Here is a 25,635-nt window from a genome sequence, read left to right as displayed (position 1 = left end):
CGCAAGCCGGGTCACGCGCCCGCTTACGCCGGGTCGCGGGGCAGCCTCAGCATCCGCTCCGCGACGACGTTCAGCTGAACCTGCGTCGTACCACCGGCGATGGTCAGGCAGCGGGACATCAAGAAGCCGTGCAGCGCCCGCTCCCCCGCGCCCTCGCGCACCGCGCCCGCCGGGCCCAGCAGTTCCAGGGCCAGCTCGGCGACCTTCTGCTGGTGCGCGGTCTGGATCAGCTTGCGCACGCTCGCGCCGGCCCCCGGCTCCACACCGGACACCTGCCGCAAGGTGGTGCGCAGCCCCAGGCACGCCAGCGCGTGCGCCTCGGCCATCAGCGCCCCGACCCGCTCCCGCACCCAGCCGTCGGCGCCTGAGTCGTCCACACCGCCGGCCGTGCGGGCGATCAGGGCCTCCAGGCCGGTGTCGAAGGTCAGCTGATCGGCCATGTGGACGCGTTCGTTGCCGAGCGTGTTGCGGGCCACCGCCCAGCCGCCGTCCACCTCGCCCACCACGGCGTCGTGCGGCAGCAGGACGTCGTCCAGGTAGACCTCGTTGAACACTGACTCCCCGGTGATCTCCCGCAGCGGACGGATGTCGATCCCGGTGGTCCGCTCCATGTCGACGAGGAAATAGGTGAGTCCCTTGTGCTTGGGCGCCCGGGGGTTCGTACGGGCCAGCAGGATGCCGTGGTGCGCCCGCCGCGCCCCCGACGTCCACACCTTCTGCCCGCTGACCCGCCACCCCTCCTCGGTCCGCTCGGCCTTCGTCCGCAGCGCCGCCAGATCGGACCCCGCCTCCGGCTCGGAGAACAGCTGGCACCAGCGCAGCTCGCCGCGGAGCGTCGGCAGCAGATAGCGCTCCCGCTGCTCCGGCGTCCCGTACGCGATGAGCGAGGGCACGACCCAGGTGGCGACCCCCAGATCGCTGAGGACCACCCCCGCGTCGGCCAGCTCCCGCTGCACCGCGAGTTGCTGGAGGGGGCCGGCGCCGAGCCCGTACGGGGGCGGCAGATGCGGGGCGGCGTGACCGGTGGGCGCGAGGGCGCGGCGGGCGGCGCCGGGGTCCAGGCCGCGCGCCGCCCCGACCGCGGCGCGCGCCCGCGTCCGGTACCGCTCGTAGTCCCGGCGGACCTCCCCCTCGGCCGGCAGCTCCAGCCGCAGCTCGCGCCGCGCCCCCGCGGCGGCGAGCCGGACGGCCCGCAGCCGGTGCGCGCCGCCCGCGCCGAGCAGGGCGCGGGCGGCGGTCGCGCGGCGGAGGTGGAGGTGGGCGTCGTGCTCCCAGGTGAAGCCGATGCCGCCGAGGATCTGGACGCAGTCCTTGGCGCACCCGTGGGCGGCGTCGAGGGCGGTGGCGGCGGCGAGCGCGGCGGTGAGGGCGCGGGCGGCGGTGAGGGCGCGCGGGCGATGCGGCTCGGGTGTCGCGGGCTCGTCGCGTGCCGCGGCCTCGCCGTCCGCCGGCGGCTCCTCGCCCTGCTCCCGTTCCTCGCCTGCCGCGCGGGCCGCGTCCCAGGTGAGGGCGCGCGCCTGCTCGACGCGTACGAGCATGTCGGCGCACAGGTGCTTGACGGCCTGGAACTGGCCGATGGGCCGCCCGAACTGCTCGCGCGTCCTGGCGTGCGCGACCGCGGTCTCCAGGGCCCACGCCGCCGTCCCGCACGCCTCGGCAGCGAAGAGCACCGCGGCCAGGTCCCGCACCAGCCCCGGGTCCACGGCGAGCGCCCGGTCGGCGGGGACGGCCGTACGCGAGGCCCGCACCTCGGCGGTGGGGCGGGTCGGGTCGGCGCTGTCGTGAGCGCGAACCTCCAGGTCGCGGGTGTCGACGGCGAACCACGCGGTGCCGCCGTCGGCGGTCGTGGCGGGCAGCACGACGAGGTCGGCATCGGCCCCGCCGAGCACCGCCGGCGCGCACCCCTCCAGCACCCAGCCCCGCGCGGCGTCGGCCGCCGTCGTCGTGTCGCCGGACGCGGCCGGGGCGGCGGTGAGCGATCCGGCGTCCAGGGCGACCGCGCCCACACGCGCGCCCCCGGCGAGCGCGGCGGTCAGCTCGCCCTGCCCCGCGCGCGCCAGCACCGCCGAGGCCAGTACGGTCGGCAGATACGGCCCGGGGAGCACCGCCCTCCCGGTCTCCTCCAGGACGACGGCGAGGTCGAGCAGCCGGCCGCCGCCCCCGCCGTACGCCTCCGGCAGATGCGGCCCGAGCAGCCCCTGCGCGGCCAGGCCGTCCCAGTAGGCGGGCCGCCCCGAGCCGCCCGCGGGGGCGTCGAGCAGTTTGCGCACCTCCTCGGGCGGCACGGCCCGAGCGACCCACCCCCGCACCGCGTGCGCCAGTTCCCGCTGGTCTTCCGTGATGGCGATGCCCATGGAGCGCCCCTCTCGGCTCTCTCGGCCTGCCTGCCCGTGAACCCAATCTGACGGATAGTCAGAAGTGAGGGAAGACCGGTGACCCGGGTAGAGCGACGCGGTTCAGGCCGCCGGCTCGTCGGCGGCCGCTCCTCCGGCTCGGCCACCCCCGCCGCCCCGCCGCAGCGCCGTACGGCACGATGACCGGGTGACCCAGCCTGCCTCCGCCTCCACCTCCACCGAGACCCCCGACGCCCCCACGCTCGCCGCCTTCCAGGCCGCGAAGGGCTTCATGCCCGTGGACGAGGGCCTTGCCCTGTACGCCGCCGCCACGGACGCGGCCACCGCGCTGCGGCTGCCGCTCCTGGAGGTCGGCACGTACTGCGGCCGCTCCACGGTCCTGCTGGCCGCCGCCGCCCGCGCGGCGGGCACGGTCGCGGTCACCGTCGACCACCACCGCGGCTCCGAGGAGCAGCAGCCGGGCTGGGAGTACCACGACCCGGAGGTCGTCGACCCCGAGGTCGGCCTGATGGACACCCTGCCGACCTTCCGCCGCACCCTCCACGCCGCCGGCCTCGAAGACCACGTGATCGCCGTCGTCGGCCGGTCCCCGCAGGTCGCGGCCGTATGGGGCGGGCCGGTCGGCCTGGTGTTCATCGACGGCGGCCACACCGACGAGCATGCCACGGCCGACTACGAGGGCTGGGCCCCGCATCTGGCCCCCGGCGGGCTCCTCGTGATCCACGACGTGTTCCCCGACCCGGCCGACGGCGGCCAGGCCCCGTACCGCGTCTACCGCCGCGCCCTCGCCTCCGGCGCCTTCACCGAGGTGTCCGTGACCGGCTCGCTGCGCGTCCTGCGCCGCGAGCCGGGCGCAGACGCGTCCAGCTGATCTCCCCCCCTGCCCGCCCCTACCCACACCAGCGGCCCAGCCCCCGGGAGCGGTCCCGGGGGGGGGCCGCGTGCCCCCGGGCCACGGGCCCGCCGGGAGCCCGCGCCGCATCGCACCGCCCACGCGCCGGGAGCCCGCGCCCGCGCCCGCGCGACCCGCCCGCGCCCGTTGGCCCCGCCCGGCTACCATCGCCCGAGTGTCGAACGGAAGCTTTCCCCCAAGCCCCGGCCGCCGCGGCGGCGCCCTCGCGGTCGCGCTGACCGCGCTGGTGCCCGTCTGTCTCGCCGGCTGGCTGGTCTGGGATTCCATGGGCGACTCGAAGAGCGGCGGCACCGGCTCCCTGCCGACCGCCGACAGCACCTCGATCGCCCCGCCCGCAAGCGGTGGCCCGTCGGGCGCGGCCACAGGACATCCGAAGGACGACTCCGGCCGGCCGCTCGCCGGCAAGGTCGTGGTCATCGACCCGGGCCACAATCCGCACAACCGCGAGCACCCCTCCGAGATCGCCCGCAGCGTCGACATCGGCACGGCGAGGAAGGAGTGTGACACCACGGGCACGGCGACCAACTCCGGATACTCCGAGGCGTCCTTCACCCTCGACGTCTCGCGCCGCCTGCGCACCCTGCTCCAAGAGCGGGGCGCCGAGGTCGTCTTCACCCAGGACGGCGGCCGGGCCTACGGGCCCTGCGTGGACGAGCGGGCGGAGATCGGCAACAAGGCGCACGCCGACGCGGCCGTCTCCGTGCACGCGGACGGCGCCGCCGCCGGGCAGCGCGGCTTCCATGTCATCCTGCCCGCCTCCGTGCGCGGCGGCGACGCCGACACCTCGGCGATCTCCGGCCCGTCCCGCCGCCTCGGCAAGCGGCTGGTCACGGAGTTCAAGGAGGCGACCGGAGCGGAGCCCGCCAACTACGTGGGTGACGGCACCGGCCTGAACGTGCGCGGTGACCTCGGCGGACTCAACCTCTCGACGGTTCCGAAGGTGTTCATCGAGTGTGGCAATATGCGTGACCCGAAGGACGCCGCACAACTGACCGACGCGGCGTGGCGGGAGCGCGCCGCACGGGGGATCGCACAGGGCATTACGGACTTCTTGAACGGATAACGCAACAACTCCCCGAACAGCAGGTCACGACCGGGACACCGATCGGACACCCCTGCTCACCGGCGAGAGATTCACCCGTACGATGGGGCACCACCCCCGACGCCTTCGCGCCACGCGTGCGGCGATTGCCGTCCGTACCGACGAAACCGACAAAGGACCTCTACGTTGAACATCCGCTCCCTCACTCGAGGCGACGGCGTGGTGATCGGAGCAGCGGTGTTGCTGTTCATCGCCTCGTTCCTCGACTTCTACTCGCCCGATGGCTGTGGCTCGTACTGCGACAAGATCGACGTGCCGAACGCCTGGGACACGGACACGTACCACATCGTCCTGCCGTCGGTCGTCCTGGCCGGTCTGATCGGCGCGGGCCTCGTCGTGGCGGGCCGCTTCCAGCCGGAGTCCCGCAAGATCAGCGGGCTCACCCTCGGCCAGTGGGGCGCCGGCTTGACGGTGTCCGCCGCCTGGGCCTCGCTCTGGACGCTGTTCACCACGCCCGACGGCGCCAGCATGGGCGTCGGCGCGATCCTCTCGCTGCTGGCCAACCTCGCCATGGTGGCGGGCGTCGTCCTGACCCCGCGCGTCCCCGCCCTTCAGGCCCCGCTCGCGGGCGCCGGCGGCCCGGCGGCCCCGTCTCCGTACGGCGCCCCGGCCCCGCAGCCCGGTTACGGCTACCCGGGCCCGGGTGGCGCGCAGCCCGGCGCCCCGGCTCCGTTCGGTGCCCAGCCCGGTCAGCCCGCCCAGCCGTTCGGCGCCCAGCCGGGCGCGGGTCAGCCGACCCCGCCGCCGGCCGCCGGTTCGGACTTCGCTCCGTTCTGGTTCGCGGTGCCGGTGGCCCGCCCGCTGTACGCGGAGGACGGCTCCTCGTCGACCATCGCGGAGCTGGCCCCCGGCACCTGGTACCTCGCGGTGGAGCAGCGCGGTCAGGCGCTGGTCGCCCAGACGCAGGACGGCCGTCGCGGCGTGCTGCAGGACACCACGGGGATCCAGCGCGGCTGACGCTCACGCGAGCCCATCGGCCCCCCGCCCGATCGAGGGCGGGGGGCCGTTGCCTTTCCCGGGCCCGGCCCGTACAGTCCGCACCACCTGACACACCGTCACACCGGACGGAGGGACGCCATGCGGCTCGGACTGGCGCTCGGCTACTGGGGCCGCGGTCCCGACCCCCGCCACCTGGAGCTCGCCCGGCAGGCCGAGCGGTTCGGCTATCACTCCGTATGGACGGCCGAGTCCTGGGGCTCTGACGCCTTCACCCCGCTCACCTGGATCGCCGCCCACACCACCCGGGTCAAGCTGGGCACGGCCGTCGCCCAGATGGCCGCCCGCACCCCCACCGCCACCGCGATGCACGCCCTCACCCTCGACCATCTCTCCGGCGGCCGGATGATGCTCGGCCTCGGGCTGTCGGGACCGCAGGTCGTCGAGGGCTGGTACGGGCGGCCGTTCCCGAAGAGCCCGCTGACCGCCACCCGCGAGTACGTGGAGGTCATCCGCCAAGTGCTGCGCCGGGAGGCCCCGGTGCGGCTGGACGGGCGCTTCCATCCGCACCCGTACGCCGGGCCGGACGCGAGCGGCCTCGGCAAGCCGCTCAAGCCGATCGTCCACCCGCTCCGGTCCGACCTGCCCGTGCTCCTCGGCGCGGAGGGCCCCAAGAACATCGCGCAGACGGTGCGGATCGCCGACGGCTGGCTGCCGCTCTACTGGTCGCCGGGGCGCACGGAGCTGTACGAGGCGGCGCTCGCCGAGGCGCCCGAGGGGTTCGTGGTGGCGCCCATGGCCCAGGCCCGGGTCTGCGCGGACGTCGCCGAGGGGCTGCTGCCGGTCAAGGCGATGCTCGGCTTCTACATCGGCGGCATGGGCCATGCGGCCCGTAACTTCCACGCCGATCTGATGGGGCGCATGGGCTACGAGGCGGAGGCGCGACGGGTCCAGGAGCTTTTCCTCGCGGGCCGCCGCGCGGAGGCGGTCCAGGCGGTGCCGGATGCCTTCGCGGACGAGATCTCGCTGGTCGGGCCGCGCGAGCGGATCGCGGAGCGGCTGGAGCTGTGGCGCAAGGGCCCGGTGACCGATCTGCTGGTGACCTCGCCCGACCCGGAGACCCTGCGGACGCTGGCGGATCTCAACAGCTGAGGCACGGCGCGTTTGGCCTCCGCCCGCCGGGCAACCCGCCTGGTATGTCTCGAAGTTATCGCTACGGAAGCAATGAGGCCGCGCGGGTCGTGGCGGTCGTGGCGGACGTGACCGCGGTCATCCTCGGGCTGTGGATCCTGTTCTCCCTCCTCGACGCGAACCGCGCGAACGACCTGGTGAGCTTTGTCCACGACGCCGCCCGGTGGCTGGCGAGCTGGTCATATGACCTGTTCACCATGGACACCGACTGGCTGCGCACCGTGCTCAACTACGGTCTGCCCGCGCTGGTCTACCTGATCATCGGCCATGCGCTGGCCGCGCGCATCCGGCGGATCTGAGGCCGCGGGGCCCGAAGCGGTACGGCGGCCAAGGCGCGGCCGCTACCCGCAGCAGTCCGAGTCCAGCCCGCGCGGCAGCCGCTCCCCGCCGAAGACCGCCGTGGTGGGCTCGTCCCCGCCGAGCGCGGCCGCCGCCAGCAGCAGCGAGCCCGCGGTCCAGGTGGTGCGCTCCTCGGGCCAAATGGCGTCGTCGTCGAAGACGTACCCAGTCCAGTACATCCCGTCCTCCGCGCGCAGCGGGGCCTGGATCCACTGGAGTATCTCCACCGCCCGGTCCGACTCCCCCATCGCCCACAGTGCGAGGGCGAGTTCGCAGCTCTCGCCGCCGGTGACCCAGGGGTTGGTGGACAGACAGCGCACGCCCAGGCCGGGGACGACGAAGCGGTCCCAGTCCGCCTCGATGCGCTCCTTGGCCGCGGCGCCGGTGAGGGCCCCGCCGAGCACCGGGTAGTACCAGTCCATCGAGTAGTGGTCCTTGTTGAGGAACCGCTCGGGGTGGTGGCGGATGGCGTGGCCCAGCAGCCCCGCCGACAGCTCCCAGTCCGGCTGGGGCTCCTCGCGGTGCTCCGCGATGGCCAGGGCGCAGCGCAGCGCCTGGTAGACGGAGGAGGAGCCGGTGAGCAGGGCGTCGGTGTTCGCGGTGCCGTCGGCCTCGCGCCGCCAGCCGATCTGTCCGCCGGGCTGCTGCAGGCCGAGGACGAACTCGACGGCGGCGAAGACGGTGGGCCAGACGCGCTCCAGGAAGGCGTCGTCGCCGGTGGCCAGGTAGTGGTGCCAGACGCCGACGGCGACGTACGCGCAGAAGTTGGACTCCCGGCCGGGGTCGGTGGGGTGCGCGGCGTCGACCCCGCTCGCGGTGTCGGGGTAGGCGGCGTACCAGGACCCGTCGGGGTTCTGGTGGCGGGCCAGCCACGCGTACGCGGCCGCGGCGCGCTCCGGCTCGCCCGCCGCGTCCAGCGCCATCGCGGCCTCGATGTGGTCCCACGGGTCGAGGTGGTGGCCGCGGAACCACGGGATGGCCCCGTCGTCGCGCTGGACGGCTTTGATGCCCGCCACCGTCCGCGTGGCCTGCTCCGCGGTCAGCACGCCGGGCAGGACGAGGCGTTCGGTGCGGCCGGGCCCGGGGCCGAAGGCCGTCACGCCTCCCCCTGGGAGCCCTGGGCGGGGGTGTGCGGCTTGGTCGCGTACGCCACGAAGCTCTTGCCGATGACCGGGTTGAGGGCCCGCTCGGCGAGCCGGGTGGCCAGCGGCTTCTTCATGATGTCCCACACCAGCAGCTTGTGGTACGCCCGGACGGGCAGGACCTTGTCGTTGTCCACGCCGAAGGCGCACTTGAGCCACCAGTAGGGGCTGTGCAGCGCGTGGGCGTGGTGGGTGCCGTAGGGGCGCAGTCCGGCCTCGCGCATCTTGGCGAGGAGTTCATCGGCGCGGTAGATGCGGATGTGGCCGCCCTCGACCTCGTGGTACGCGTCGGACAGCGTCCAGCAGACCTTCTCCGGGCCGTAGCGCGGCACGGTGACCGCGATCCGGCCGCCGGGGCGCAGCACCCGCACCATCTCGGCCAGTACGCCCTTGTCATCGGGTATGTGCTCCATCACCTCGGAGATGATGACGACGTCGAAGCTGTCGTCGGGGAAGGGCAGGGAGAGCGCGTCGCCCTCCATGGCGGTGGCCGTCGCGCCCGTGGGGGCCTCGCCCGCCTCCTTCATGGCGGCGAACCACTTGGCGACTTCCCGTATCTCCTCGCCGTTGCGGTCGAGGGCGACGACCCGCGCGCCGCGCCGGTAACACTCGAAGGCGTGCCGGCCGGCGCCGCAGCCCAGGTCGAGGACGCGATCGCCGGGGGCGAGCGGGAAGCGGGAGAAATCGACGGTCAGCACGGTGATCTGCCTTCTGATCAGGGGGGTTCCGGCGGGTCGGGCTGCGGGGGTCGGACGGGGCTGAAGGGGCCGTGGAGGTGGTCAGAGGGGGCGGCGGGCGGCGGGCCGGGGGCGGGGGGCTCCGGCCCGGGCCGCGATGGCCTCGCGGTAGCGCTCCACGGTGCCGATCGCGGCCCGCTCCCAGGTGAAGCGCGCAAGGACCCGCTCACGGCCCGCCGCGCCCAGCTTCCGGCGCAGCTCGGCGTCGCCCAGGAGCCGGGTGAGCGCGGCGGCGAGCGCGCCCGCGTCGCCGGGCGGCACCGCGAGGCAGGTCTCGCCGTCCGGGCCGGCGACCTCGGGGATCGCGCCGCCGGTGGTGGCGACCAGCGGGGTGCCGGTGGCCATGGCCTCGGCGGCGGGCAGCGAGAACCCCTCGTACAGCGAGGGCACACAGGCGATCTGCGCGCCGCGCACGAGGTCGACGAGTTCGGTGTCGCTGATGCCCTTGACGAAGTCGACGGCGCCCTCGAGCCCGTAGCGGGTCATGGCCTCGGCCACCGGGCCGGTCTCGGGGCGCTTGCCGACGACGACCAGGTGCGCGTCGGGGTTCTCGGTCCGTACCTTCGCGAGCGCCTCCACGAGGTGGACCAGGCCCTTGAGCGGTACGTCGGCGCTTGAGGTGGTGACGATCCGGCCGGGCACCTCGGGCACGGCGGGGTCCGGGGAGAACAGCCGGGTGTCCGCGCCTATGTGCACCACGTGCACCCGGCCCGGGCGCACCCCGAGGTGGCCGACGATCTCCCGGCGGGAGGACCCGGAGACGGTGAGCACGGAGGGCAGCCGCCGGGCCACCCGCTTCTGCATCCGGGTGAAGCCGTACCAGCGGCGCACCGAGGCGCGGCGCTTCCAGTCGGGCGCGGCGTCCAGCTCCAGCTGCCGGTCGACGGTGATGGGGTGGTGGATGGTGGTGACCAGCGGGAAGCCGATGCGGTCGAGGTCCAGCAGGCCGTAGCCGAGGGTCTGGTTGTCGTGGACGACGTCGAACTCGCCGCGCCGGGCGGCCAGATGGCGGCGGGCGCGCAGGCTGAAGGTCAGCGGCTCGGGGAAGCCGCCGGTCCACATCGTGGCGACCTCCAGGGCGTCGACCCAGTCGCGGAACTCCTCGCGCCGGGGCGTACGGAAGGGGTCGGGCTGCCGGTAGAGGTCGAGGCTGGGCAGTTCGGTGAGGGTGACGCCCTCCTGGTCGTCGAGGACGGGGTACGGCTGGGAGCCGATGACCTCCACGGTGTGGCCGAGCCGGGCGAGTTCGCGGGAGAGGTGGCGTATGTAGACGCCCTGGCCCCCGCAGAACGGATTCCCCTTGTAGGTGAGCAGCGCGATCCGCAGCGGTCTGTCCGGATCCCTGTCGGCGGTGGCCGGAGGCGGGTCGGGGAGCGGTCCGGTCCCGGTCTTCTGCGCGGCCTCAGCGGTCACTCGCGCCCCCTCCTAGGTGCAACTCAGCGGGAGCGTAACCGCTCGCGTTTATCTAGAACAAGTTTCACTAGCGGATCGCCCGAGAAGTCTCGAAGATACCTGGTCAGGACATCGGTTCCGCTGCCGGGACGGGTGATGCGCACCACTGCGGGCGCAGGTCCGGAGGTTCAGGTGAGGCGCGGACGGCCCGCCCGGATACTCGCCAGTAGGGCCGCCACCTGTCTCAACTGCGCAAACGCCGGTGTGGTGGGCGAGCCACCGCGCTAATCTAGAACGAGTTTCAGTGGCTGTACCGCACCGAAGTGAGACAGATGACCGCAGAAGCCAAGCCGGCCTCCCTGCAGTTGACCGAGCGGCAGGAGGCGCGCCGCCGGCGGATCCTGCACGCCAGCGCCCGGCTGGCCAGCCGCGGCGGCTTCGACGCGGTGCAGATGCGCGAGGTCGCCGAGAACTCGGGCGTGGCGCTCGGCACCCTCTACCGCTACTTCCCCTCCAAGGTCCATCTGCTGGTGGCGACCATGCAGGACCAGCTGCAGCACATGCACGAGGCGCTGCGCAAGCGCCCCCCGACCGAGGAGGAGTCGACCGCCCGGGTCGCCCAGACCCTGATGCGCGCCTTCCGGGCGCTGCAGCGCGAGCCCCATCTGGCGGACGCGATGGTGCGGGCGCTCACCTTCGCCGACCGCTCGGTCAGCCCGGAGGTGGACACCGTCTCCCGGCTCACCACCGCGATCATCCTCGACGCGATGGGTCTTGACGGGCCGCCGACGCCCGAGCAGCTGTCCGCCGTGCGCGTCATCGAGCACACCTGGCACTCGGCGCTGATCACCTGGCTGTCCGGGCGCGCCTCCATCGCCCAAGTGAAGATCGACATCGAGACGGTCTGCCGCCTCATCGACCTCACCGCCCCGCGCCGGACGGAAGGCGCCGGGCGCGGGGACGGCGGGGGCGACGGAAACGGCGCATCGGGGGCGCAGGCGGCGCGCATGAGGGCCGGAAAGCGCGAATGAGCTCTTTTGTGCGCCCGCGCGCCCCCCATTGGCTCAATACACGCGTTCATGACAGGGGCAACCCCGGTAAGCATCAACGACGCCCGCGACGGGCGGACCACACGGGGTTGGAGGGACAGCACGTGATCCGGGTACTTCTGGTGCACGACTCTCGCTTGCTGCGATCCGGACTGGCAGCGCTGATCGAAGCCGAACCGGACATCGAGGTGACGACGACATCATGGCGCGACGCGCGTAGCAGGGCCCGCGCGGTCCGACCGCACGTATGCGTGGTGGACACGGACTGTCCGGGCTCCGACGGGGCCACGAGAAAAGGGGAGTTAGCGAAGATATCGGAGGGGATACCCGGCGAGAGACCCGGGATGGACGGCCGGTGCGAACTGCTGGTGCTGGCGGACGCGGAGCGGCCGGGGCCGCTGCGGCGGGCCCACGAGGCGCGGGCGCTCGGCTACATCGACCGGAACGCGTCGCCCGACCGGCTGCTGGACGGCATCCGGAGCGTCGCGAACAAGGAGCGTTTCATCGACGACTCCCTGGGCTATGGCTTTCTCCAAGCGGCCCGGATGCCGCTGACCGCACGCGAGTTGAGCGTGCTCTCGCTGGCCGCCGAAGGCGCCTCGATCGCCGAGATCGCCCGCAGCCTGCACCTGTCCAACGGGACCATACGCAACTACATGGCCTCGATCACCCGGAAGACCGGGGCGCGCAACCGCGTGGACGCCATCCGCATCTCACGGTGCGAGGGCTGGGTCTGACACCCCGGCGCCCGGCCGGCCCCCCGAGCCTCCCTGGCTCCCCCAGGCCCCCGGGCCGTCCCCGCCTCCCCAGCTTCCCGCGAGGTCGCGGTAGAGCGGGGAGCGCTCCAGCAGCTCGGCATGGCGGCCGCAGAGCGTCTGCCGCCCGTCCATGACCAGCACCCGCTCCGCACGGCGCGCCGAGCTCACGCGGTGGGCGATCACGATCAGGGTGGTGCCGGGACGCCGCGCGAAGGCCCGCTCCGCACGGGCCTCGGCGGCCGGGTCGAGATGGCAGGTCGCCTCGTCGAGCAGGACCACGGGGGCGGGCGAGAGATACGCGCGGGCCAGCGCGATCAGCTGGCGCTCCCCCGCGGACAGGGCGGCGGGATCGACCTCGGCGCACGGCCCGCCGATCCGGGACAGCAGCGCGTCGAGCCCCATGGCCTCGGCGGCAGCGGCGAGTTCGGCGTCGGTACGGGCGCCGGGGCCTGTCGTCGGGCACAGGTAGCGGAGGTTGTCGGCGAGGGTGCCGGAGAAGACGTACGCCTCCTGCGGAATCAGCACCCGCAGCGCGGCCGGCCGTACCGCGCCGGGCCCCCGCACGGGCTCCCCGCACACCCGGACCTCACCCGAGCGCGGCTCCAGCAGACCCGCGATCAGCCCCGCCAGCGTGGACTTGCCGATGCCGCTCGGACCGACCACGGCCAGATGGCCACCCGCCGGAACGTCGAGGTCCAGGCCCTCGACGACCGGGGCGGCGCGGTCGCCGTACGCGAACGTGACCGAGCGCAGCTCGACGGCGGCGGAGGCGGGGCGCGATGGCGCGCGGAACGGCGCCGCGTCGGCCGTCTCCGCGCCACCCGCCGTCGCGGGGCCCCGTCCTCGGGGACCCGCACCCACCGCCGCGCGGGGCGCCGTTCCCTCTGGAGCCGTCGCGCCTGGCCCTGGACCGGCCAGCCGACGGATCACCACCGCCAGGCGGGAGCCGCCCGTGCCGAGGGCCTGCATCAGGCTCTGCAGGGCGGGCAGCAGGGACTGCTGGAGGTAGGCCAGCGCCCCGACCAGCGCGCCCGTGGTGACCCCCCGGCCCAGCAGCCACGGGGCGGCCACCAGCAGCAGCACGACGGGCAGCCGTCCGCCCACCCCGATGGCGACCACGCGCACCACGCTCCAGCGGGCGAGGGAGCGCGCCGCCCGGTACTCGGCGTCGATCCGCTCCCCCGCGTCCGCCCCGACCCGCTCCTCCGCCCCCGCCGCCGTGATGTCCCGCAGCCCGGAGGCGGCGGCGCCCAGCGTCTCCGCGATGTTCTCGTCCGCTTCGAGGAACGCCTCCTGACGGCGGGCCATCGGGCGCAGCGTCGCCAGGAACAGCGCCAGCCCGAGGACCAGCGGCGGGAGGACGACGAGCAGCAGGACCGGGGCGAGCGAGAAGAGGCCGGCCAGGGCCCCGGCGGCGACGAACACGAACGAGCGGGAGACCATGACCAGACCGGCGAAGGTGTCCCGGGCGATCTCCACCTGATGGGTGAGCCGGGAGACCGCCGTACTGCCCCCGCCCCCACCTGCCGTACGGCCGCCGCCCGCACCCCCTACGGCGTGCGTCACCACCCGGCGTACGAGCGCGTCGCGCAGCGGCTCGACGAGGGCGGCCATCGCCCCGTAGACGCGGCCGGTGCCGTACGCCCCGACGGCCACGGCCAGCGCGGCGACCCCCAGCCACGCCAGCCCGGTCTCCCGCTCCCCCGCCAGGAAGCCGTCGTCCAGCGCCCGGGCCAGCGCGTATCCGCCCAGGAAGGTCTGTCCCGACTCCAGCACCGACCACGCCGCGAGCCGCAGGAGCACCCGGCGCCGCCCACACAGAAAGCGAATGCCCTCGGCATATGGCCCCGGCCTAGACCCACGCCTCCCGGCCCGGCCACCCCTTTTTTCCGGTCCGGATTCAGCCACCCTGAACTCCCCCGTCCGCTTGCGGAACTTCGGGCTCGTTCGGCCCGTCGAACCCATCCGCCCCGCCAGAAACATCCGGCGCGGCGAACACCGCCCGATAGCCGTCCAGCTCCCAGAGTTCGGCGTGGTCCCCCGCCGCCCGTACCCGCCCGTCCTCCAGCCAGACCACCAGATCCGCGCGGGCCGCCGTCGCCGCGCGATGGGCGACGATCACCCGGGTGCGGGGCCGGGCGCCCAGGAGGCGGCCGGACAGGGCCCGGGCCACCCGCAGCTCGGTGACGGTGTCCAGGCTCGAGGTGGCGTCGTCGAGGATCAGCACCCTGCCCTCGTGGGCGAAGGCCCGTGCCAGGCCCAGGCGCTGGGTCTCACCACCCGACAGCGGGGCGTCCGCGACCGGCGTGTCGTACCCGTCCGGGAGCAGCCGCACGAACTCGTCGGCGCAGGCCGCGCGCGCCGCCCGGACGACCCGGCCGGGCGGGGGCTCGGCCGGTCCCAGCGCGATGGTCCCGCCGATCGTGCCGCCGAGCGGCGCCGGGCGCTCGAAGGCGTAGCCGATCGCGCGGCGCAGCGCGTCGTGGGTGAGTTCGGGCAGCGGCACGCCGTCGAGCAGCACCTCGCCGCCGTCCGGGTCGGCGAGCCGCCCGGCGATCGCGGCCAGCGTCGACTTGCCGGACCCGGAGCGGCCGACCACGGCGAGACAGCGCCCGCCCGGCACCACCAGATCGACGCCGCGCAGCACCGTACGCCCGCCGCGCGCCGCCCGGACCCCGCGCAGCTCCAGCGTCCCGTCCCCCGGCGGCAGCGAGCGCGTGCCGTACGCGGTGGCGGGCTCGGCCAGGACGGGCGCGAAGCGACGGGCGGCGGTGCGGCTGCGCACCAGGCCGTTGAGGTGGCCGACCAGCATGCCGATGCCGGTGGCCAGCACCGCGTAACGGGTGGCGGCCAGCAGCTCGCCGACGCTCAGCTCCCCCGCCGTCAGCCTCAGCCCGGCCACGGCGACCACGGCGATCTGCAGCAAGGGAACGATCGCGGCGGCCCACGCGGCGGAGCGCCCCTGGACCCGCCACATGCGATGCCCCTGCCGGCTGAGCTCGGGCAGCGGCGCGAGCACCCGCGCCCGCTCCCGGCCGCCCGTCCCGGCCGCCGCGATGGTCCGCGCCCCGCCCAGCGCCTCCACCAGGCGGCCCGCGATCTCACCCTGGCTGTGCTGGTAGCGGGCGACGCTGTCGGTGGTGTCCCGGACGAACGAGCGCAGCAGTACGGCGAGGAGCGGCAGCCCGAGGAGGAAGGCGAGGGCGAGCCACGGGTCGATGAGGGCCAGCGCGACCAGCCCGCCCACCGGGGTGACGACGGCGGCCAGCGCGGAGGCCAGCGCGGTCGGCGCGGTCCCGGCCTGCGCGGCGTTCCCCACGAGCCGGGTCACCAGATCGCCGGCCGCCGCCCGCCGCCCCGTGCGCGGCCCGGCGCTCAGCGTATGGCGCAGCAGGCTGCGGCGCAGCCAGGCGATCGAGCGGGCGTTGGCGGTGCCGGTGAGGAGCGAGTCCAGCGCGTCCAGCACCACCAGCAGACAGGTGAGCCCCGCGCCGGCGAACACCCAGCGCCGGGCCTCGGCGCCGTGGGGGTCGGCGAGCAGGACGTCGAGCGTGCGGCCGAGGACGGCGGGGAGCGCGAGCCCGACGGCGGCGGACGCGGTGGTGAGCAAGAAGACGGCGCCGACATGCCCCGCGCTGTGCCGCAGCGCTCCCCGCAACAACCGCTCACCCGCACGGTCGGACGGCCGGTCGGGGGTGGTCGTGGCGGTGTCCGCGGAAGTGGTGTCCGCCGGGGTGGTGTCTGCCGGGGTGGAAGAGGCCATGCGGGGCAGGTCCTCGTCTCCTCGCGAGTGGGGTGTCGTCCGGCCGGCCGGAGCGGGGTGCCGCCCGTCCGGGCCCGGACCGGGCCCGGACCGGGCCGTGCACGTGAAGCGCCCCGCGCCGGTCCGGAAGCCCGGCGCGGGGCCGCGGGTGCGGTGGGCCGACCCCCGCGGGTCGCGGCCCCGGCGGGTGATACCGCCGGGACCGCGATGGTGCGAGACCGGTCAGGTCACAGGCACAGGAGGTTGCTGTGCGAGCTGTGCTTGTCACAGAGCAGCAGGCTCACGCTGCTCTCGCCGCCGCCACCGCCGCCGAAGTCCTCGGACTCCTCGGTCTCGAGCGTCTGGAGGTCGAGCAGTGTCATGGTCGTTCCTCTCTCTGTTATCCCTGGGGATGGGTTGTGTTGGTTTTCTTGCTGCGACCCCTGGCAGGGGCCGGTCCTAGGGCCGCCGGAGCGGCGGCAGGAAGGGCAGGCCGACCGGTCCGGCCTGCGGCGGTGCGCAGGCCGCGGCGAGCGCGAGCAGGCAGCCCGCGGTTCCGGTGGCCAGATCCATCGAAAGGCGCATCATCTGCTCGCCGGGGAAGGCGAGATGGCCCTGGTACGGCACGGCGTACCAGCCCAGGCTCGCGGTCTGCGCGGCGAGCCGTTCGGGCGCGAGGTCCGCGGTGGTGGTGCGGGCGAGGTGCAGGACCATCCCGGCGCGGCCGTTGAACAGCCCCGGCTGGGCGTAGTAGCGCAGCGACGCCGCGGCCGCGATGGCACCGCGGACCGCCTCGAAGTCGTCGTCGGCGCGGTGGGCGAGCCAGCTGTCGAGGACCATCCCGATCCCGACGCTTCCCGCGCCCAGGTACGGCATGGTGCGGAACCCCTCGTCGACGAGCAGGGCGCCGTGGCGGTCGCGGACGCAGCGGTCCAGGTCCTGGCGGAGCGCGGTGGCGGCGAGGTCGAGCAGCGCCGGGTCGCCGGAGTGCTCGTACAGCCGCAGGAAGAGCAGCGCCGGGCCGGTCGCGCCGTGCAGCAGCCCGGCCCGCTTGCCGGTCAGCCGCTCCCCGGCTGCCCCGCCCAGCCGGTCGGCGAGCAGCCGCGCCGCCTCCGAGGCACGCTCGCGCAGCTCCGTCTCGCCGGTCACCCGGGCGAGGTGGTCCAGCGTCAGGCCGACGCCCGCGAGGCCGCCGTGCAGATCCGGCGCCAGCCGCTGCCACTTCTCGTCGAGGACCCGCTGGACGAGCTCCAGCGCACGCTCGGTGTGGCCGAGCCGCTCCAGGGCGTACGCCACGCCCGCCAGCCCGTCGTAGAAGCCGAGCGGGGTGCCGCGCGGGGGCGGGGCGGTGTGCTTCAGCAGCCACTCCTCCCCCGCCTCGAACCGCCCGGCGCCGGTCTGGTCGAGCGCGAGGAGGACACCCGCCGCGCCGTGCGCCACTCCGAGCCCGCCGCCGTCGGCGAACTGGCCGATGTCGCCCGGGAAGAGCCGGTCGTCGCGCTCGGGCGTGGCCGAGGCGCGGATGGCGCGGGCCATGGAGTCACGGCTGCGGGGCCAGTCCGCGGGGTCCACGGGCACATAAGAGCCGCCGCCGCCCGCCAGGCCCACCGAGCCACCGCCACCCGCCACACCGGCCGAGCCACCGCCGCCCGCCGCACCCGCCGAGCCACCGCGCTCGCCGCCCGCGATCACCTCCACCGCCTCGTCCAGGAAGGCCCGGTCCACCGGGAACTGCCCGGCCGCCACCTCCGCCAGATGCGCCGCCTTCCCGCGGTCCACCACCAGCAGCGTGGTCATCGGCACGAAGAGGGCGAGCCGCAGACACGCGAGCGCGTAGCGGTCCACCTCGAAGCCGCGGCGGTCCAGCGGGGCGACGAAGCCGGGGTGGGCGATGGCCTGCCGCCGCCCCTCGCCGATGTGCGCGGCCGCCTCGAAGTCCAGCAGCATCACGGACGACTCGTCGGGGCTGACCATGATGTTGAACATGTGCAGGTCGTTGAAGACCACCCCGCGCCCGTGGACGGCGGCGACGGCCTCCTCGACCGCGCCGTGGATGCGCAGCGCCCAGCGGGTGTACTCGGCGACCGCGGCCGGATCCGGCTCGGCGGCCAGCAGCGGGTGGCGCTGCGCGAAGAAGGAGTTGAGGGTGCGGCCGGCGACATGGTCCATCACCAGGAAGCGGTGGTCGCCGAGGGTGAACCAGTCACGCACCTCGGGCGCCACACCCAGCCCGGACAGCCGCTCCAGCGCGGCCTTCTCCCGCTCCAGCCGGGTGACGGCGTCCGCCCCGTCGGAGGCGAGGCCGGCGTACGGGCGCGCCTCCTTGAGGACCACCTTGGCGCCGGTGCGGGTGTCCGTCCCCACATAGACCCCGCCGCCGTTGGAGAAGTGCAGGGCCTTCTCGATGCGGTACGGGAGGTCGGCGACCGTGGTGGCGTTGCGGGCGGCGAGCTGCGGCGCGAGGAAGTCGGGCAGCGTCACCCATTCGGGGACGTGGAAGGCGGGGTCGCGGCGGTCCGGGACGAGCCTGCCCGACGCGTCCTCGATGGCGGGCACCAGCGCGCCGCCGGAGCCGTCGGCGTCATCAACACAGTAGCGCTGTGCGAAGCCGCCGTACCGCACATACAGCGGGCCGTCCTGCCAGCGCAGATCGGTGAGGATGTACGGGCCGGGCTCGCCCGCCAGCAGATCGCCCAATTCCCGGAGAATGGTGTGGAGTTCTGCCTCGTCGGCCGGGTAGATGGTGGCGAACTTCCCGCTGGAGCCGCGCCCCGCGTATTTCGAGTTGCGCAGGTGCAGCGCATGCGCAGTGGGCACGAATTTAAAGGGTATTTCCCGGGGAACGCAGTAGTCCCAGACCTTGGCCGCGGTCTTTTCCGCGTTGTCGAGACAGGCCGAGACATGCACCTTCCAACCCTGCTGGGGCCGGCCCGGCCGCGGTGTCCCATCCGGCAGTACGGGGTTGACGTGCAGCCAGTCCCCGGAGACGAAGGTCTCCCACCCCTCGGGCACGGCGCGCTGGCCGGCCTCGTAGCGGGATTCGGAATCCCGCGTATCGGCGGACAGCCGGTCGGGGGTCTCATAGAAATATCTGTCGGCAAGACAGAAGACCTCATACCTTTTGTCCATCGCGTCCCCCTCGGCGTGATGGCCTAGAGATTTCCACGCCACCGCCGGGAGGAACAGTCACATCCGTCACGAAGAGACCGTGCAATACGCATGAGTAAGTTCGATGAACTGCAGTTCGAAATGCATGAACTGTAGTTCGAAACTCCCCGCCGCTCAAGTCCCGGTCCGACTATTCGTCCGGGGGGAATACCTGCTCACCGCCGATGAGCCGGATGGCAATGGCCTCGACCGGGCACCCCTCGGCCGCCGCCAGCACCGCCTCCGACGCGTCGGTCTCCGGCGCGACGGGATGCGACTGCCGGGCCCCGTCGAGCCGGAACCCGCCGGGCGCGGCGCTCACACACAGCCCCGAGCCGATGCAGACGTCGCGGTCCACCTCGACGTGCCAGCGGTCGCCCATCAGCCCTGCTCCCCGTCCCAGCCCTGCGGCAGATGGATCATCTTGTGCTCCAGGAACGAGGAGAAGCCCTCGGGCCCGAACTCCCGCCCCAGGCCGGAGTTCTTGTAGCCGCCGAACGGCCCGAGCATGTCGAGGCTGAAGGTGTTGACGGAGTACGTACCGGTGCGGATCCGGCGCGCGATCTCGATGCCGCGCCCCACGTCCGCGGTCCACACGCTGCCGGACAGGCCGTAGTCGGAGTCGTCGGCGATGCGCACCGCCTCCTCCTCGTCCCCGTACGGCAGCAGGCAGATCACCGGCCCGAAGATCTCCTCACGGGCGATCCGCATGCCGTTGTCGACGTCGCCGAACAGCGTCGGCTCGACGTACCAGCCCTTCTCCCGGTCCGCTGGACGCCCGCCGCCCGTCAGCACCTTGGCGCCCTCCCGCTGCCCGGTGGCGATGTAGTCGAGCGACCGCTGCTGCTGGCGCCGCGCCACCAGCGGGCCGACCTGTGTGGCGGGGTCCAGCGGGTCGCCGACGACCAGGGCCGAGGCGGCGGCCGCGAAGCGGTCGGCGATCTCGTCGTAGTGGCTGCGGGGGGCGAGGATACGGGTCTGGGCGACGCACGCCTGCCCGTTGTTCATCCACGCGTTGGGCACGATCCCGGCGACCGCCGCGTCCATGTCGGCGTCGGGCAGGATCACCGCGGCGGACTTGCCGCCCAGTTCCAGGGTCACCCGGGTCAGATTGCGCGAGGCGACCTCCATGACCCGCTTGCCGCCCGCGACCGAGCCGGTGAAGGACACCTTGTCCACGCCCGGGTGCCCGACCAGGTACTCGCTGACCTCGCGGTCCGCCGGGAGGATCGACAGCACCCCCTCCGGCAGCCCGGCCTCGGCGACGATCTCCGCCAGGATGTAGGAGTCCAGCGGGGTCTCGGGCGACGGCTTGAGGATCACCGAACACCCGGCCAGCAGCGCGGGCGCCAGCTTCGCCGCCGCCGTGAACTGCGGGACGTTCCACGGCACCACCGCCGCGACCACCCCGACGGGCTCGCGCCGTACCAGCAGCGGCCCCAGGACCCCGGTGCGCCGCTCCTCGAAGACGAAGTCGCGCGCCACCGTGATCGCGGAGTCCCACACCATCAGCGCGCCGAGCGCCTGGCCCAGCACGCTCCAGGAGTACGGGGAGCCGTTCTGCGCGCTGATGACCTTGGCGATCTCCTCGTGGCGGACGGCGACGGCGTCCTTGATACGGGTGACGACCGCGATCCGCTCCTCCAGCGACGCCCGGGCCCAGGGCCCCTCCTCGAAGGCGGTGCGCGCCGCCGCGACCGCCCGGTCCACGTCCTCGCGCGAGGCGTGCGGCACCCGCCCGATGACCGCCTCGGTGTGCGGCGAGACGACCTCGATCACATCCGTGCCGGCCGGATCGGCCAACGTGCCGCCGATGAAGAGCTGTCCGTGCTCGATGAGGTCGCTCATCGCCGAGCCTCCCGCCGCTCGTCTGGATCTGACGCCCAACTGACGCTGCATCAGAACTGATACCAGTTCTAGTTATAGTGGGCAATGCTTGCGATGCTCGCAGGAGCGACCGGAAGAGGGGGCGTCCATGACGGGGGCAGAGGCAAAGGCGGACCCGGAGGTGACCGACCACGGCGGCGGGGTGTGGAGCATCCCGGTCCCCATCCCGGACAACCCCCTCGGCCACACCCTCGTCCACCTCCTCGACACCGACCGCGGCCCGGTCCTCATCGACACCGGCTGGGACGACCCGACCGCCTGGGACACCCTCACCGCCGGCCTCGCCGCCTGCGGCACCTCGGTGTCCGACGTCCACGGCGTGCTCGTCACCCACCACCACCCCGACCACCACGGGCTGTCCGCCCAGGTGCGCGAGGCCTCCGGCGCGTGGATCGCCATGCACGCCGCCGACGCCGAGGTCGTACGCCGCACCCGCGAGGCCGAGCCCACCCGCTGGCTCGACTACCTCGCCGTCAAGCTCGCCGCCGCCGGGGCCCCCGAGGAACACCTCGCCCCGCTCCGCACGGCCCGCGCCTCCGGCCGTGCCCCCTCCTCCCGCTCAGTCTCGGCGCGCTCCGACGCGCGGGCTTCCCTCGTCACTGCTCGCTCCTCCGTCGCTGCGCGGCTCCTCGGTCCAGCCCGCGCAGCGCGCCAAGACACGCTCATAGCCACCCTCCCCGGCAGGCGCGCCGCCCTGCCCGACCGCCCCATCGCCCCCGGGGAACTCCTCGACCTGCCCGGCCGCCGGCTGCGCGCCGTCTGGACCCCGGGCCACACCCCCGGCCATGTCTGCCTGCACCTCGAAGAGACCCACCCGGCGGCCGGAGAGGGGCTGCCCGGCCATGGCCGGCTATTCTCCGGCGACCACCTCCTGCCCGAGATCAGCCCGCACATCGGCCTGTACGAGGACCCCGACGACGCGACCGTCACCGACCCGCTCGGCGACTACCTGGACTCCCTGAACCGCATCGCCGCCCTGGACCCGGCCGAAGTGCTCCCCGCCCATCAGCACGCCTTCACCGACGCCCCGGGCCGGGTCCGGGCGCTGCTGCGCCACCACGAGGAGCGCCTGGCCGGGCTGCGCGCCCTGCTGCTCGGCGCACCGCTGACGCCGTGGCAGCTGGCGGAGGCCATGGAGTGGAACCGTCCCTGGGCCGAGATCCCCTACGGATCGCGCAACATCGCGGTCTCGGAGGCCGAGGCGCATCTGCGCCGCCTGGTGAAGCAGGGCCGGGCGGAGGCGGTGCCGGGCACGGACCCGGTGACCTACCGGGCGGTGTGACCGCTCCCCTGGGCCCACCAGGCGGGCTGAGTCTTCCTCAGGGGTGGAGGCACCGGTGATCCACAGCTAGCCTTACCCCGCCCGGCCAGGCCGTACGGTGTCGTTGCCGCACGGGATCGAGCCGCGCGCACCCCCCGCCATGACGCTGTCATGCCCTGTTCATCCCAGCACCGCCCAGGAGTACGTGTGCCGACCTCCACCCCCGACTCCGGTCCGACCCCGCCGCCCGGCTGCCCCGCCCACTCCGGCCAGACCCCGGCACCGGGCCACCCCGAGTCGCTGTACGGAGCCGAGTTCGCCGAAAACCCCTCCGCCGTCTACGCCCGGCTGCGCGCGTACGGACCCGTCGCACCCGTGGAGATCTCCCCCGGCGTCCACGCCTCGCTGGTCACCAGCTACTCCACCGCCCTGGAGATCATGCGCAACACCGAGACCTTCCCCAGGGACCCGCGCCGCTGGGAAGCGCTCAACAACGGCACGGTCCCCATGGACAGCCCCGTCGTCCCGATGATGATGTACCGGCCCAACCCCATGTACACCGACGGGGAGGAGCATGAGCGGTACCGCGGCGCGGTGTCCGACACCCTCAACCGGCTGAACCCGCACGCCCTGCGCAGCTACGTCGAGGAGAGCGCCGACCTCCTCATCGACCTCTTCGGCCCCGAGGGCGAGGCCGAACTGCTCAGCGAGTACTGCGCCCGGCTGCCGCTGCTGGTCTTCAACCAGCTCTTCGGCTGCCCGCCCGAGCTGAGCGAGACGCTGGTCAAGGGCATGGCCTCGCTGCTGGACGCCAGCGAGGACGCCGTGGAGGCCAACGCCGTCCTCATCGAGACCCTCCTCGCGCTGATCGCCCTGAAGCGGCGCGATCCCGGGGCGGACATCACCTCCTGGCTGCTGGCCCACCCCGCCCGCCTCAACGACGAGGAGATGGTCAGCCAGCTCATCCTCCTCACGGGCGCCGGCGTCGAGCCCGTGAAGAACCTGATCTGCAACGCGCTGCGGCTGCTGCTGTCCGACGAGCGGTTCGCGGGCGACCTGTCGGGCGGCACCATGCCGGTCGACGAAGCGCTCGACGAGGCGCTGTGGACCGACCCGCCGATCGCCAACTACGCCACCCACTTCCCAGTCCGCGACGTCACCATCGCCGGACACCGGGTGGCCAAGGGCAGCCCCCTCCTCATCAGCATGGGCGCCGCCAACAACGACCCGCAGCTGGTCTCCGACCGCCGCGGCAACCGCGCCCACCTGGCGTTCGGCGCGGGCCCGCACGCCTGCCCCGCGAAGGACCCGGCGCGCATCATCGCCTCCACCGCCGTCGAGAAGCTTCTCGACCGCGTCCCGGACATCGAGTTGACCATGGACCCCGCCCAACTCCAGTGGCGCCCAGGCCCCTTCCACCGCGCCCTGGTCGCTCTGCCTGTGCGTTTCCCTCCGGTGACCGCCAAGTACGATGCGACGGGCGCCGCCGCGAACGACCAGAACTCCGGAGACAACGCATGGAACCCGAACCGAGATCCCTCGACCTCAGCCCCCTCGTCCTCGACCCCCAGGGACGCGACGTCCACGGGGAGGGAGCGCGGCTCCGGGAGCGCGGCCCAGCGACCCTGGTGGAACTCCCTGATCACGTGGTGGCGTGGTCGATAACCGACCCCACCCTCCTCAAGCGGCTGCTCACCGACCCTCGCGTCTCCAAGGACCCCCGGCAGCACTGGCCCAAGTTCGCGAGCGGAGAGATCCCCGCGACCTGGCCCCTGATCGCCTGGGTCGCGGTGGAGAACATGTTCACCGCGTACGGCGCCGACCACACCCGGCTGCGCAGGCTCGTCGCCAAGGCCTTCACCACCCGCCGCACGGCCGCGCTGCGCCCCCGGATCGAGCACCTGGTCTCCCGTTTCCTGGACGACCTCGCGGCAGCCGGGCCCGACACCGCGGTCGACCTCAAGGCCGGGTACTGCCACCCGATCCCCATGGAGGTCATCTGCGAGCTGCTCGGCATCCCCGAGGGAGAGATGCGCGAGCGCGAGCTGGAATTCGTCAGCACCATGTTCCGTACGAACGCGCCCCCGGAGGAGGCCGTCGCCGCCTACCAGGGCCACGAGGCCCTGCTGCGCGAACTGGTGGCGCTCAAGCGGGAGACCCCCGGTGACGACATCACCAGCGACCTCATCTCCGTGCGCGACGAGGACGGCTCGCACCTCAACGAGCAGGAGCTCGCCGACACCGTGGGCGTGCTGATCGCCGGCGGGTTCGAGACCACCGTCCAGCTGCTCGACAACGCCGTCCACGCCATGCTGACCCACCCCGACCAGCGCGCCCTGGTCCGCTCGGGCCAGGCCTCCTGGGACGATGTGATCGAGGAGACCCTGCGCAACCAGCCCCCGGTGGTCAATGTGCCGCTGCGCTACGCCGTCGAGGACATCGAACTCGAGGACGTCACCATCAAGCAGGGCGAAGCGATCGTCCTCTCCCTCACCGCCGTCAACCGCCACCCCGGCGTCCACGGCGAGGACGCCGACCGCTTCGACGTCACCCGCGCCGTCAAGGAACACCTGGCCTTCGGCCACGGCGTCCACTACTGCCTGGGCGCCCCGCTGGCCCGCCTCGAAGCCCGTATCGCCCTCCCCGCCCTCTTCGACCGCTTCCCCGACCTCCAACTCGCGGTCGACCCGGGGGAACTGCGTCCCATGCCCACCCTCATCTCCAACGGCCACCAGGCACTTCCGGTGCGCCTGGGCGGGGAGGCGGCGCTGACGGGCTGACAGCCACGACCGTGGTCGTCGCGGCCGTGGCTGCCACAGTCACGGCCGTCACGGCCGTCACGGCCCCGGAAAGGCGCACAGCTCGAACGCGGTTGCTACGATCGCTCCGGCGCGAGACACGCGTGATCACGTGACGAGGAGGTTGATGAATATGGCTGCCGTCCGCCTTCGTCAGCATGCCCTCGTCCGGCCCGCGCAGCAGTAGCGGAGCGCGGCCCGGGTCGTTCCAACAACCAGGAGTGACACCGTGTCTTCCAGTCGTCCCACGCAGGATGATCTGACCACCGACCGCCTCGTCCTTCGGACGTGGACCCTCATCGAGGCCGCCGCCGTCCTCGACAACGCCCGGCCGACGCACTGGGCGGAGGACTTCCCCGCCGAGGGCGACCGGGTGATCGCGGCCCTCTTCGAGAAGCACCCCGACTGGCTCGGCGCCTACGGCCACCGCCTGATCATCGAGCGTGACAGTGGCGTGGTGGTGGGCTCGATCGGCCTGTTCTGGCCGCCCAGCGAGGGCATCCTCGAGATCGGATACGGCATCGTGGCCTCCCGCCGCGGCCGGGGCTACGCCACCGAGGCCACCCGGGCCCTGGCGGAGTTCGCCCTCACCGCGCCGGAGGTCCACACCGTCTCCGCCGCCGTGGAACTGCCGAACCCGTCGTCCCAGCGCGTGCTGGAGAAGGCGGGCTTCCACCACGTGGCCACCGAGGAGAACGTGGCCAGGTTCCAGATCACGCAGCCGGACCCCGACCGGCAGTGACCAAGTAGTGACCCGGTAGGGCGCGGTGGGGGGGGGGGGCCGGCCCCCCCCCCCCCCCCCGCCCGGGCGGGCCCCCCCCCCCCCCCCCCCCCCGCGGCGGGGGCCCCGGCGCGGCCGGGCGACCCGAACCGCGCCCGGGGGCGGG

General features: G+C 73.8%; 21 protein-coding genes. 11 read left to right on the top strand and 10 right to left on the bottom strand.

What is annotated here, in order from left to right:
• Window positions 1–23: 23 nt before the first annotated feature.
• Complete coding sequence (locus ACFZDL_RS10475) at window positions 24–2,354, bottom strand: acyl-CoA dehydrogenase (protein WP_353595987.1); 2,331 nt, start codon at window positions 2,352–2,354, stop codon at window positions 24–26.
• Between the two features lie 187 nt (window positions 2,355–2,541).
• Between ACFZDL_RS10475 and ACFZDL_RS10470 the strand changes: the two genes are divergently transcribed.
• From ACFZDL_RS10470 to ACFZDL_RS10450, 5 genes are all read left to right on the top strand, one after another.
• Window positions 2,542–3,225, top strand: coding sequence for a class I SAM-dependent methyltransferase (locus tag ACFZDL_RS10470; RefSeq protein WP_391190876.1), 684 nt, complete (start codon window positions 2,542–2,544; stop codon window positions 3,223–3,225).
• 196 nt (window positions 3,226–3,421) lie between these two features.
• Window positions 3,422–4,330 carry an N-acetylmuramoyl-L-alanine amidase gene (locus ACFZDL_RS10465; RefSeq protein ID WP_353595988.1) on the top strand — a complete coding sequence of 303 codons (909 nt, stop codon included), beginning with the start codon at window positions 3,422–3,424 and terminating at the stop codon, window positions 4,328–4,330.
• Between the two features lie 165 nt (window positions 4,331–4,495).
• On the top strand, window positions 4,496–5,326 hold the full coding sequence (locus ACFZDL_RS10460) for a hypothetical protein (RefSeq protein ID WP_353595989.1): 831 nt from the start codon (window positions 4,496–4,498) through the stop codon (window positions 5,324–5,326).
• A gap of 120 nt (window positions 5,327–5,446) precedes the next feature.
• Window positions 5,447–6,457: an LLM class F420-dependent oxidoreductase gene (locus tag ACFZDL_RS10455; protein WP_353595990.1), complete on the top strand. Its 1,011-nt coding sequence runs from the start codon at window positions 5,447–5,449 to the stop codon at window positions 6,455–6,457.
• A gap of 44 nt (window positions 6,458–6,501) precedes the next feature.
• Window positions 6,502–6,795, top strand: a complete 294-nt coding sequence (locus tag ACFZDL_RS10450) for a hypothetical protein (RefSeq protein WP_353595991.1) — start codon at window positions 6,502–6,504, stop codon at window positions 6,793–6,795.
• Between the two features lie 42 nt (window positions 6,796–6,837).
• Here ACFZDL_RS10450 and ACFZDL_RS10445 read toward each other — a convergent pair whose 3' ends face one another.
• The 3 genes from ACFZDL_RS10445 to ACFZDL_RS10435 form a co-directional block, all read right to left on the bottom strand.
• Window positions 6,838–7,935, bottom strand: a complete 1,098-nt coding sequence (locus ACFZDL_RS10445) for a prenyltransferase (protein WP_353595992.1) — start codon at window positions 7,933–7,935, stop codon at window positions 6,838–6,840.
• Window positions 7,932–8,675: a methyltransferase domain-containing protein gene (locus tag ACFZDL_RS10440; RefSeq protein WP_353595993.1), complete on the bottom strand. Its 744-nt coding sequence runs from the start codon at window positions 8,673–8,675 to the stop codon at window positions 7,932–7,934. Before ACFZDL_RS10440 ends, ACFZDL_RS10445 begins: the two co-directional genes overlap by 4 nt.
• 81 nt (window positions 8,676–8,756) lie before the next feature.
• Window positions 8,757–10,127, bottom strand: coding sequence for a glycosyltransferase family 4 protein (locus tag ACFZDL_RS10435; RefSeq protein ID WP_353595994.1), 1,371 nt, complete (start codon window positions 10,125–10,127; stop codon window positions 8,757–8,759).
• A gap of 311 nt (window positions 10,128–10,438) precedes the next feature.
• Between ACFZDL_RS10435 and ACFZDL_RS10430 the strand changes: the two genes are divergently transcribed.
• Entirely contained in the window at window positions 10,439–11,137 is a 699-nt protein-coding gene (locus ACFZDL_RS10430; protein ID WP_353595995.1) for a TetR family transcriptional regulator, read from the top strand.
• 122 nt (window positions 11,138–11,259) lie between these two features.
• Window positions 11,260–11,892: a response regulator transcription factor gene (locus ACFZDL_RS10425; RefSeq protein WP_353595996.1), complete on the top strand. Its 633-nt coding sequence runs from the start codon at window positions 11,260–11,262 to the stop codon at window positions 11,890–11,892.
• Here the strand turns inward: ACFZDL_RS10425 and ACFZDL_RS10420 are convergent.
• From ACFZDL_RS10420 to ACFZDL_RS10395, 6 genes are all read right to left on the bottom strand, one after another.
• On the bottom strand, window positions 11,869–13,716 hold the full coding sequence (locus ACFZDL_RS10420) for an ATP-binding cassette domain-containing protein (protein ID WP_353595997.1): 1,848 nt from the start codon (window positions 13,714–13,716) through the stop codon (window positions 11,869–11,871). The two genes, ACFZDL_RS10425 and ACFZDL_RS10420, sit on opposite strands and share 24 nt — an antisense overlap.
• Window positions 13,717–13,813: 97 nt before the next feature.
• Window positions 13,814–15,676 (bottom strand): ABC transporter ATP-binding protein, encoded by a 1,863-nt coding sequence (locus ACFZDL_RS10415; protein ID WP_353595998.1) that lies wholly within the window; start codon window positions 15,674–15,676, stop codon window positions 13,814–13,816.
• Between the two features lie 227 nt (window positions 15,677–15,903).
• Window positions 15,904–16,038 (bottom strand): SapB/AmfS family lanthipeptide, encoded by a 135-nt coding sequence (locus tag ACFZDL_RS10410; RefSeq protein ID WP_014180165.1) that lies wholly within the window; start codon window positions 16,036–16,038, stop codon window positions 15,904–15,906.
• A gap of 76 nt (window positions 16,039–16,114) precedes the next feature.
• Window positions 16,115–18,784 (bottom strand): class III lanthionine synthetase LanKC, encoded by a 2,670-nt coding sequence (gene lanKC, locus ACFZDL_RS10405; RefSeq protein ID WP_353595999.1) that lies wholly within the window; start codon window positions 18,782–18,784, stop codon window positions 16,115–16,117.
• 169 nt (window positions 18,785–18,953) lie between these two features.
• Complete coding sequence (locus ACFZDL_RS10400) at window positions 18,954–19,184, bottom strand: ferredoxin (RefSeq protein ID WP_353596000.1); 231 nt, start codon at window positions 19,182–19,184, stop codon at window positions 18,954–18,956.
• Complete coding sequence (locus tag ACFZDL_RS10395; RefSeq protein ID WP_353596001.1) at window positions 19,184–20,650, bottom strand: aldehyde dehydrogenase; 1,467 nt, start codon at window positions 20,648–20,650, stop codon at window positions 19,184–19,186. Before ACFZDL_RS10395 ends, ACFZDL_RS10400 begins: the two co-directional genes overlap by 1 nt.
• A gap of 127 nt (window positions 20,651–20,777) precedes the next feature.
• Between ACFZDL_RS10395 and ACFZDL_RS10390 the strand changes: the two genes are divergently transcribed.
• The 4 genes from ACFZDL_RS10390 (at window position 20,778) to ACFZDL_RS10375 (ending at window position 25,490) form a co-directional block, all read left to right on the top strand.
• On the top strand, window positions 20,778–21,971 hold the full coding sequence (locus tag ACFZDL_RS10390; protein ID WP_353596002.1) for an MBL fold metallo-hydrolase: 1,194 nt from the start codon (window positions 20,778–20,780) through the stop codon (window positions 21,969–21,971).
• Window positions 21,972–22,157: 186 nt separating this feature from the next.
• A complete protein-coding gene (locus tag ACFZDL_RS10385; RefSeq protein ID WP_353596003.1) occupies window positions 22,158–23,615 on the top strand; it encodes a cytochrome P450 in 1,458 nt (485 codons plus the stop codon).
• Window positions 23,597–24,730, top strand: coding sequence for a cytochrome P450 (locus ACFZDL_RS10380; RefSeq protein WP_353596004.1), 1,134 nt, complete (start codon window positions 23,597–23,599; stop codon window positions 24,728–24,730). Before ACFZDL_RS10385 ends, ACFZDL_RS10380 begins: the two co-directional genes overlap by 19 nt.
• A 247-nt stretch (window positions 24,731–24,977) precedes the next feature.
• The gene (locus tag ACFZDL_RS10375; RefSeq protein WP_353596005.1) at window positions 24,978–25,490 is read left to right on the top strand and encodes a GNAT family N-acetyltransferase; all 513 of its coding nucleotides are present in this window, start codon (window positions 24,978–24,980) and stop codon (window positions 25,488–25,490) included.
• Window positions 25,491–25,635: the final 145 nt, after the last annotated feature.

It is taken from the genome of Streptomyces sp. NPDC007917 (assembly GCF_042959105.1).
Lineage (GTDB): Bacteria > Actinomycetota > Actinomycetes > Streptomycetales > Streptomycetaceae > Streptomyces.
Note: the sequence above shows the minus strand (reverse complement) of the source record. Positions and strands in the feature narration are given on the sequence as shown.

What these genes read in the sequence shown, in the direction of transcription:
- ACFZDL_RS10415 (WP_353595998.1), bottom strand. Translation starts at nt 15,676, where the DNA reads ATGGCCTCTTCCACCCCGGCAGACACCACCCCGGCGGACACCACTTCC.
- ACFZDL_RS10430 (WP_353595995.1), top strand. Translation starts at nt 10,439, where the DNA reads ATGACCGCAGAAGCCAAGCCGGCCTCCCTGCAGTTGACCGAGCGGCAG.
- ACFZDL_RS10475 (WP_353595987.1), bottom strand. Translation starts at nt 2,354, where the DNA reads ATGGGCATCGCCATCACGGAAGACCAGCGGGAACTGGCGCACGCGGTG.
- ACFZDL_RS10400 (WP_353596000.1), bottom strand. Translation starts at nt 19,184, where the DNA reads ATGGGCGACCGCTGGCACGTCGAGGTGGACCGCGACGTCTGCATCGGC.
- ACFZDL_RS10410 (WP_014180165.1), bottom strand. Translation starts at nt 16,038, where the DNA reads ATGACACTGCTCGACCTCCAGACGCTCGAGACCGAGGAGTCCGAGGAC.
- ACFZDL_RS10395 (WP_353596001.1), bottom strand. Translation starts at nt 20,650, where the DNA reads ATGAGCGACCTCATCGAGCACGGACAGCTCTTCATCGGCGGCACGTTG.
- ACFZDL_RS10390 (WP_353596002.1), top strand. Translation starts at nt 20,778, where the DNA reads ATGACGGGGGCAGAGGCAAAGGCGGACCCGGAGGTGACCGACCACGGC.
- ACFZDL_RS10450 (WP_353595991.1), top strand. Translation starts at nt 6,502, where the DNA reads ATGTCTCGAAGTTATCGCTACGGAAGCAATGAGGCCGCGCGGGTCGTG.
- ACFZDL_RS10455 (WP_353595990.1), top strand. Translation starts at nt 5,447, where the DNA reads ATGCGGCTCGGACTGGCGCTCGGCTACTGGGGCCGCGGTCCCGACCCC.
- lanKC (WP_353595999.1), bottom strand. Translation starts at nt 18,784, where the DNA reads ATGGACAAAAGGTATGAGGTCTTCTGTCTTGCCGACAGATATTTCTAT.